Source organism: Actinomadura sp. CNU-125 (assembly GCF_001942465.1).
In the GTDB taxonomy this organism is placed as follows: Bacteria; Actinomycetota; Actinomycetes; order Streptosporangiales; family Streptosporangiaceae; genus Spirillospora.
This window is the reverse complement of sequence record NZ_MKJY01000276.1, coordinates 1-7,112: the sequence shown is the minus strand read 5'-3', so window position 1 is coordinate 7,112 and position 7,112 is coordinate 1. Positions and strand designations below refer to the sequence as shown.

The 7,112-nt window shown below is 73.0% G+C and carries 8 protein-coding genes and 2 pseudogenes; 5 read left to right on the top strand and 5 right to left on the bottom strand.

Annotated elements, in window-relative coordinates; genetic code table 11:
- Positions 1 to 130: 130 nt before the first annotated feature.
- Together BJF79_RS67380 and BJF79_RS28265 are read right to left on the bottom strand one after the other, a co-directional pair.
- Complete coding sequence (locus BJF79_RS67380) at positions 131 to 730, bottom strand: AMP-binding enzyme (protein ID WP_410050151.1); 600 nt, start codon at positions 728 to 730, stop codon at positions 131 to 133.
- Positions 727 to 1,773 carry an AMP-binding protein gene (locus tag BJF79_RS28265; protein WP_410050150.1) on the bottom strand — a complete coding sequence of 349 codons (1,047 nt, stop codon included), beginning with the start codon at positions 1,771 to 1,773 and terminating at the stop codon, positions 727 to 729. Before BJF79_RS28265 ends, BJF79_RS67380 begins: the two co-directional genes overlap by 4 nt.
- A 99-nt stretch (positions 1,774 to 1,872) precedes the next feature.
- Here BJF79_RS28265 and BJF79_RS28260 point away from each other — a divergent pair, with 99 nt between their 5' ends.
- Positions 1,873 to 2,685 (top strand): class I SAM-dependent methyltransferase, encoded by an 813-nt coding sequence (locus BJF79_RS28260; RefSeq protein ID WP_187357070.1) that lies wholly within the window; start codon positions 1,873 to 1,875, stop codon positions 2,683 to 2,685.
- Here the strand turns inward: BJF79_RS28260 and BJF79_RS28255 are convergent.
- The gene (locus tag BJF79_RS28255) at positions 2,682 to 3,443 is read right to left on the bottom strand and encodes an SDR family NAD(P)-dependent oxidoreductase (protein ID WP_075901903.1); all 762 of its coding nucleotides are present in this window, start codon (positions 3,441 to 3,443) and stop codon (positions 2,682 to 2,684) included. The two genes, BJF79_RS28260 and BJF79_RS28255, sit on opposite strands and share 4 nt — an antisense overlap.
- 217 nt (positions 3,444 to 3,660) lie before the next feature.
- On the opposite strand from BJF79_RS28255, the pseudogene BJF79_RS67375 reads away from it, so the two are divergent.
- The 4 genes and pseudogenes from BJF79_RS67375 to BJF79_RS28240 form a co-directional block, all read left to right on the top strand.
- Positions 3,661 to 4,134, top strand: a pseudogene (locus BJF79_RS67375) (glycosyltransferase); the annotation flags it as partial.
- Between the two features lie 155 nt (positions 4,135 to 4,289).
- Positions 4,290 to 4,862: pseudogene (locus tag BJF79_RS67370) on the top strand (glycosyltransferase); the annotation flags it as partial.
- Positions 4,859 to 5,350 (top strand): YbjN domain-containing protein, encoded by a 492-nt coding sequence (locus BJF79_RS28245; protein WP_075901901.1) that lies wholly within the window; start codon positions 4,859 to 4,861, stop codon positions 5,348 to 5,350. The pseudogene BJF79_RS67370 and the gene BJF79_RS28245, both read left to right, overlap by 4 nt.
- A gap of 149 nt (positions 5,351 to 5,499) precedes the next feature.
- Positions 5,500 to 6,354, top strand: coding sequence for a phosphoglyceromutase (locus tag BJF79_RS28240; RefSeq protein WP_075901899.1), 855 nt, complete (start codon positions 5,500 to 5,502; stop codon positions 6,352 to 6,354).
- A gap of 56 nt (positions 6,355 to 6,410) precedes the next feature.
- Here the strand turns inward: BJF79_RS28240 and BJF79_RS28235 are convergent, their stop codons facing one another.
- The gene (locus tag BJF79_RS28235; protein WP_143220231.1) at positions 6,411 to 6,863 is read right to left on the bottom strand and encodes a hypothetical protein; all 453 of its coding nucleotides are present in this window, start codon (positions 6,861 to 6,863) and stop codon (positions 6,411 to 6,413) included.
- Positions 6,860 to 7,112, bottom strand: a 253-nt coding sequence (locus BJF79_RS28230; RefSeq protein ID WP_143220230.1) for a zinc ribbon domain-containing protein, incomplete at its 5' end; no start/stop codon positions are given. The genes BJF79_RS28230 and BJF79_RS28235, both read right to left, overlap by 4 nt.

The following is a 7,112-nucleotide window of genomic DNA, read 5'->3' as shown; positions in this document are numbered from 1 at the left end:
GATCGTCCAGCCCGCGGCGGGCGTCGGATCGGCCCACCGGTCGGCGGGCAGGGACGCGACGAGCGCGTCCAGCGAGTCGTTCTCTGCGGTCAGGTCGGCGAGCAGCGCCTTCACATCGGGCATTCCGCCACTATTTCCCGGTCGCGTCCGGGCGGTCGATGGAGGTCTCCGACAACTCCCGGGCCGTCGCGTAGTCGGCCTTCCCGTTTGGCAGCCGCAGCGTCCGTCCGGTACGCACGAACGCCTTCGGGATCTTGTAGCGGGCGAGGTGCGCCGCGCAGCCGTCCCGCAGCGCCGCGTCGTCGGGGGCGTCCGCCGGGCCGACCACCGCGACGATCTCGCTGCCCCACCGCTCGCTCGGACGGCCCAGCACCAGCGCGTCCTCGACGCCCGGCAGGCCGCGCAGCACCGTCTCCACCTCCTCGGCGAACACCTTCTCGCCGCCGGTGTTGATCGTCGTCGCGTCCCGCCCGTGCACCTCGACCGTCCCGTCCGCGAGCAGCCGCGCCCGGTCGCCCGGCACGACCAGCCGGTCGCCGTCCACGGTCAGGAACGTCGCGGTCGTCTTCTCCGGCGCGTTCAGGTAGCCGAGCGGGATCGAGTCGCCGCCCTTCGCGAGCCAGCCCAGCTCGTCCTCGCCGGGCGCCAGGCGGCGCGTCCGGTCCTCGCTCAGCACGGCCGCGCCCGGCTGCAGCGCGAACTTCGGCGCGTCCGCGCCGTGCGCGGTCACCGAGAAGCCGCTCTCAGACGAACCGAGGACGTCCACCAGGTGCGTGCCCGGCAGCAGTTCCAGCAGCCGCCGCTTGCGCCCGGGCTGATCCCGGCCGCCGAGTTCAGCAGCGTGCGCAGGGACGACAGGTCGCGCGGGCGGCGCTCCAGCGCGTCGACGATCGGGCGCGCGAACGCGTCCCCGACGAGCGGCATCCGGGTCGCGCGCTCCCGCTCGGCGACGTCCAGCAGATCGCCGGCGTCCAGTCCGTCCACCCGGTGCGGGAAGATCACGCACGCGCCGCCGCACCAGCCGCCGAGCGCCGACCACGTCCCGCCGCCGTGCATCATCGGCGGCGCCACCAGCACCCGGTGCTCGCCCCGGACGGCCCGCGCCACCGCCTCGTCGAGGTCGGTGAGCCGCGAACCGTCCCGGCGGCGCATCCCGAGGGGGCCGTGCATCAGGTCGCCGATCCGCCACAGCACGCCCTTCGGCATGCCCGTCGTGCCGCCCGTGTAGAGGATCTGCAGGTCGCCGGCGTCCGGCCGGACGCCCGCGGGCGGCTCGGCGGACGCGGCGGCGAGCGCCTCCTCGTAGCCGAGCGCGCCCGGCGCGAGCGGCGCGCCCGACCCGTCCTCGACCTGCAGCAGCAGCGGCGGCTCGGCCAGCCGCTTCACCGCCCGCTCGACCTGCCCCGCGAAGCACGCGTGGTAGAGGATCGCGCGCGGGCGCGCGTCGCCGAACAGCTGCGCCAGCTCGTCGTCCACGTACCGGTAGTTGACGTTGAACGGCGCCACCCGGGCCTTGTGCGCCCCGACCAGGCCCTCCAGGTACTCGGGGCCGTTGTGCAGGTAGAGCGCGAGATGGTCGTGCGGCGACTCCCACGGCTCGTGCGTCCCGTCCCGGCGGCCGAGCCCGTGCGCGCGCAGGACGTTCGCGAGCCGCCGCGTCCGGTCGGTGACCTCGCGCCAGGTCATCCGGCGGTCGCGCCACACGAGGCACTCGCGGTCGGGGATCGCGGCGGCGACGGCCTCGTGGAGGGTGGCGAGGTCGAGCTGGGGCATCGGCGGTCCTCCGGGAAGGTCGATGGGGGTACCCGGCATCACCGTAACCCAAGACTTACCGAATCTCATTCGGCAGGGTGGTCGCGAGACGATGGCCCGATGGCCCGACCGCAGAAGCCGCAGGGAGAGGTGACCCGCGGCACCACCGCGCCCAACCGGCTCCGCCGCGTCGACCGCTGGATCGCCGCCACCCAGACCGCCGCCCTCCGCTCCGCCGCCCGCCCGCTCGCGGTCGACCTCGGCTACGGCGCGTCCCCCGTCACCACCTTCGAGCTCTACACCCGCCTCCGCGCCGTCGCCCCCCGGCTGGACGTCGTCGGCATCGAGATCGAACCCGACCGCGTCGCCGCCGGGCTCGACTTCCTCGCCGCCACCGGCCCGCACGACGGCCTGACGTTCCGCCGCGGCGGCTTCGAACTGCCCGTGCCGCGCCCGCCCGTCCTCGTCCGCGCCCTCAACGTCCTGCGCCAGTACGACGAACCCGCCGCCTGGCGCGCCTGGGACGACCTGCGCGAACGCCTCGCGCCCCGCGGCGTCCTCGTCGAGGGCACCTGCTCGGAGACCGGACGCCGCGCCGTGTGGGTCGCCCTCGACCGCGCCGGGCCCCGCACCGTCACGTTCGCCGCGCACCTGCCGTCCCTCGACCGCCCGTCGTCCCTCGCCGAACGGCTCCCGAAGACGCTGATCCACCGGAACGTCCCGGGCGAACCCGTCCACGCGCTGCTCACCGCGTTCGACCGGGCCTGGGCGACCGCCGCGCCGCACTCGGCGTTCGGCCCCCGCGCCCGCTGGATCGAAGCCGTCCGGCTGCTCGCGCGGACGCACCCCGTCCTGACCGCGCCGCCCTACGGGGGCCGCCGCCGCTGGCGCCTCGGCGAGGTCACCCTGCCCTGGACGGCCGTCGCGCCCTAACCCTCGCGGTGCAGCTTGTGCGGGGCCGCCTGGACGCGCGGCTGCACGTCGATCCGGTCGATGTTCACGTGCGGGGGACGCGTCACCGCCCACGCGACGCAGTCGGCGACGTCCTCGGCCACCAGCGGCTCCGGCACCCCCTCGTACGGCTTCTCGGCCTTCGCCTCGTCGCCCTTGAACCGGACCAGCGAGAACTCCTCGGTCTTCACCAGCCCCGGCGCCACCTCGGTGATCCGCACCGGCTCCGCGACCAGCTCCAGCCGCATGACCTCGTTCACCGCGTACGCGCCGAACTTGGCCGCGTTGTAGCCCGCGCCGCCCTCGTACGCGACGTGCCCGGCCAGCGACGTGATGTTCACGACGTGCCCCGCGCCGCTCTCGACCAGCTTCGGCAGCAGCGCCTTGGTGACCCGGACGAGGCCCAGCACGTTCGTCTCGTACATCGTGCGCCAGTCGTCCAGGTCGGCGTCCGCCACGGAGTCCAAGCCGACCGCGCCGCCCGCGTTGTTGACGAGCACCTGGCAGCCGCCGACCGCCGCCACCAGCGCGTCCACCGACTCCTGCGACGTCACGTCCAGCGTCACCGGGACGATCTTGGCGGCGCCGGGCACCTCGCCCGCGATCTCCTTCGCCAGCTCGTCCAGCCGGTCCCGGCGCCGCGCCGCCAGGACGACGTTGAACCCCTCCGCCGCCAGCCGCCTGGCCGTGGCGGCCCCGATCCCGCTGCTTGCTCCGGTCACTACCGCGGTTTTGCGCATGCGCCCAGCCTCCCAGGCGACCGGCTGCGGCCCGCGGTGAGGTCGCTCACTGTCGGGAAATGTCGTAATTGGAGACCATCTTCAGGGAACACCGGGCGCGGTGGATAGGTTGCACTACCGGAGGTGGTGTCCGGTGCCGCGTCGTATCAACCGGGTTGCGACGGTAAGTCTTCATACGTCCCCTCTTGATCAACCGGGGACCGGTGACGCCGGCGGCATGAACGTCTATATCGTCGAGACCGCCAAACGGCTCGCCGAACGCGGCGTCGAAGTCGACATCTTCACCCGCGCGACGTCCCGCGCCCTCCCGCCCGTCGCCGAACTCGCCCCGGGCGTCCTCGTCCGGCACGTCGTCGCCGGGCCGTTCGAGGAACTCGACAAGACCGACCTCGCCCGCCACCTGTGCGGCTTCACCTCCGGCATCCTGCGCGTCGAGGCCGCCCACGACCCCGGGCACTACGACCTCCTGCACACCCACTACTGGCTGTCCGGGCAGGCCGGCCACGCCGCCAAGATGCGCTGGGGCGTCCCGCTCGTCCACTCCATGCACACGATGGCCAAGGTCAAGAACCTCGCCCTCGCCGACGGCGACAAGCCCGAACCGGACACCCGCGTCGACGGCGAGGAGCAGGTCGTGGCGTCCGCCGACCAGCTCGTCGCCAACACCGGCAAGGAAGCGGGCGAACTCATCGACCTCTACGGCGCCGACCCCGGACGCGTCGCGACCGTCCGCCCCGGCGCCGACCTCGACCTCTTCCGCCCCGAACCGTTCCCGCTCCGCGGCGGCCACGCCCGCCGCCGCCTCGGCCTGCCCCGCGACGCCTACGTCCTGCTCTTCGTCGGCCGCATCCAGCCGCTCAAAGCCCCGACGTCCTGCTGCGCGCCGCCGCCCGGATGCTCGCCGACGACCCGTCGCTGCGGTCCCGCCTCGTCGTCGCCGTCGTCGGCGGCCCGTCCGGGTCCGCCCGCTGCCGCCCCGAGGGCCTGCAGTCCCTCGCCGCCGAACTCGGCATCTCCGACGTCGTCCGCTTCGAACCCCCGGCGCCCCAGGCCGAACTCGCCGACTGGTACCGCGCGGCCGACGTCACGGTCGTCCCGTCGCACTCCGAATCCTTCGGCCTCGTCGCAGTCGAATCCCAGGCGTGCGGCACGCCCGTCGTCGCGTCCCGCGTCGGCGGACTCTGCACCGCCGTCGCCGACGGCGAGTCCGGGGTGCTGATCTCCGGGCACGATCCCGCCGACTACGCGACCGTCCTGCGCCGCCTCGCCGACCCCCCGCTCCGCGCGCGCCTCGCCCGCGGCGCCGTCCGACACGCCCGCGCCTTCGGGTGGGACGCCACCGTCGACGCCCTCCTCGACGTGTATACCGGTGCCATGTCCCGTCCGCCCGCCCTCGCCCCGGCCAAGGTGACCGCATGAACCACGTCGACACCATCCGGCAGACGCTCGAAGCCGCCGAGCTGGAGTTCGACGAACCCCGCGCGAACGCCTTCTTCGTCAAGCTGCCGGGCAAACACAAGCTCGCCACGATGACCTGGCTGATCGTCGGCGACCACAGCCTGCACGTCGAGGCGTTCTTCTGCCGCCGTCCCGACGAGAACCACGCCGATTTCTACCGGTTCCTCCTGGAGAAGAACGGCCGCATGTACGGCGTGGGCTTCGCCCTCGACGACGTCGGCGACGTCCACCTCGTCGGCAAGCAGCCCCTCGCGTCCATCAGCCCCGACGAGATCGACCGCCTCCTCGGCTGCGTCCTCACCTACTCGGACGAGAACTTCGACAAGGCCCTCGAACGCGGCTTCAAGTCGTCGATCCAGCGCGAATGGGACTGGCGCGTCAAGCGCGGCGAGAGCCTCGCCAACCTGCAAGCCTTCGCATCCTTCGCGGACCCGGCCAATCGCTCCTAACCCGCCACCAAGCCGCCCCTGGTTTCGTTGATCTGCGGCGTGTTGCCCGAACTCGGGCGTCCATAAGGGCAACACGCCGCAGATCAACGTCGGGAGGGGCTCCGCCCCGGCGGACGTCCACTAGCCGCCCGGCGGATAAGCTCTGCACCATGGCGACCTTGGTATTGCTGCGGCACGGTGAAAGCGTCTGGAACGCCGAAGGGCTCTTCACCGGCTGGGTGGACGTGGACCTGTCGGCGAAGGGCGAGAGCGAGGCCACCCGCGGCGGCGACCTCCTCCTCGACGCCGACATCACCCCGGACGTCGTGCACACGTCCCTGCTCAAGCGAGCCATCCGCACCGCCAACATCGCGCTCGACGTCGCCGACCTGCTGTGGATCCCGGTCCGCCGCTCCTGGCGCCTCAACGAACGCCACTACGGCGCCCTCCAGGGCAAGAACAAGGCCCAGACGCGCGAGCAGTACGGCGAAGAGAAGTTCATGACCTGGCGCCGCTCCTACGACACCCCGCCGCCGCCGATCAAGGACAACGACCCCCTCTCGCAGGTCAACGACCTCCGCTACGCCGAGCTGCCGTCCGAGCTGATCCCGCGCAGCGAGTGCCTCGCCGACGTGATCGACCGCATGCTGCCGTACTGGTACGACTCGATCGTCCCCGACCTCGCCGCCGGACGCACCGTCCTCGTCGCGGCGCACGGCAACTCGCTGCGCGCCCTCGTCAAGCACCTCGACGACGTCTCCGACGACGACATCGTCGGCCTCAACATCCCGACCGGCATCCCCCTCGTCTACGAACTCGACGACGACTTCGCCCCCCTCAAGCGCGGCGGCGAGTACCTCGACCCGGCCGCCGCGAAGGCCGCCATCGAGGCCGTCAAGAACCAGGGCGCCGCGAAGAAGCCCGCTGGCAAGGACGCGCCGAAGGCCCCCGCCCCGGCGAAGGCGAAGGACGCCAAGCCGTCCGCCGACCCCAAGGACAAGCCCCGCCGAGGCCGCCGCAAGTAACCCCGGCCGTCCAGAGCCCGCCGTCCCGTCCCGGGTCGGCGGGCTCCGGCGTCCGATCAGGCGCCGGTCAGCACGACGACGGCCTCGTCGCCCTTGATCCCGCGCACCTCGAACACCAGGCCGTTGGCCGCCATGCTGGGGTAGCCCGGAGAAGCGTGCGTGGTGATGCTCCCGCCGGAAAGGGTCACCTCGAACGTGACCGAGTCCGCCGCGACGGCGACCTCGGCCTGCTCCACCCCGGAGCCGTTGTCGACCGGGATCCGGTCGCCGGTGGACACCCGGACCTCGCACTCACCGTCCGCACAGGCGTCCAGGTCCGTTCCGTCGTCGGCATTCGGAAGGGGCTTCGGCGGTGGAGACGGGGACCGAGTCGGGGCCGGGCTCGGGGCGGGGGACGTGGGCGTCCCGGGGGATTCCGCTCCGCTCGCGTTCGGCGTCTCGCCGGAGCCGCAGCCGGCGAGCAGGACGGCCGCGGCAGCGACCGCGAGCACGGTTCGGGGTGTCGTCACGATCTCCTCTTTCCGTTCGGCCGAGCCAACTTACGGCTCGCGCCGTAGGTGTTTCTGCTTCTGTGCCGTCGGCGGCGGGGGTTCCCCGGCCGTCTTACGTCGGCTCCACAGACATCGCCGGGGGACAGACGCCCGGCTGCGGCGTGACCGGCCGCGTTGACGTCCCGGTCGTGGCGGGTGCGGCAGCCCGGGCACGTCCAGCACCGGGCGGAAAGACTCAAGTGTTCCAGGACGTGCCCGCAGCACGAG